The organism is Streptomyces chiangmaiensis (assembly GCF_036281785.1).
Lineage (GTDB): Bacteria > Actinomycetota > Actinomycetes > Streptomycetales > Streptomycetaceae > Streptomyces > Streptomyces chiangmaiensis.
Genome location: NZ_JAYWVC010000760.1, coordinates 1 through 540 on the forward strand (window position 1 = coordinate 1; position 540 = coordinate 540).

The 540-nt window shown below is 66.7% G+C and carries 1 protein-coding gene; it reads right to left on the bottom strand.

All coding sequences use genetic code 11. The features are described 5' to 3' along the window. Positions 1 to 11: 11 nt before the first annotated feature. A partial coding sequence (locus VXC91_RS46795) for a HEAT repeat domain-containing protein (RefSeq protein ID WP_329513394.1) occupies positions 12 to 540 on the bottom strand: 529 nt, incomplete at its 5' end.

Sequence of the window (540 nt, forward strand, 5' to 3'; positions counted from 1 at the left end):
ACCAAAGATTTTCAGTGATCTTCTAGTTGGGCCATTCGCTGGGCAGCTTCTACGCGCATGTGGCCGCTGTTGGTGGTGTCGGTGGCCAGGGTGTGGAGCAGGTCAGCGCCGCGCTGATCGCCCAGCTTGGCCAGTCGCGCGGCCGCATCTACGCGCACGAACTCCCCGATGGAGATGTCGGTGGCCAAGGTGTAGAGCGGGTCGGCTGCGCGCTGGCCGCCTAGGTTGGCCAGCGCTTCAGCAGCATCCCGGCGCACGTAGTCCTTAACTGTGGTGTCGGCGATCAGGGTGTGGAGCAGGTCAGCGCCGCGCTGATCCCCCAACTTGGCCAACGCCGCGGCAGCATCCAGCCGCTTGGCAGGGTAGAGAGTGGTGCCGGTGGCCAGGGTGTGGAGCGGCTTTGCTGCGCGCAGATCGCCTAGTTGGGCGAGTCGCGCGGCCGCATCCACGCGCACGTGGTCCCCGATGGTGGTGTCGGTGGTCAGGTTGTGGAGCACGTCGGTGCCGCGCTGATCGCCCAGGTTGGCCAGCGCTTCAGCG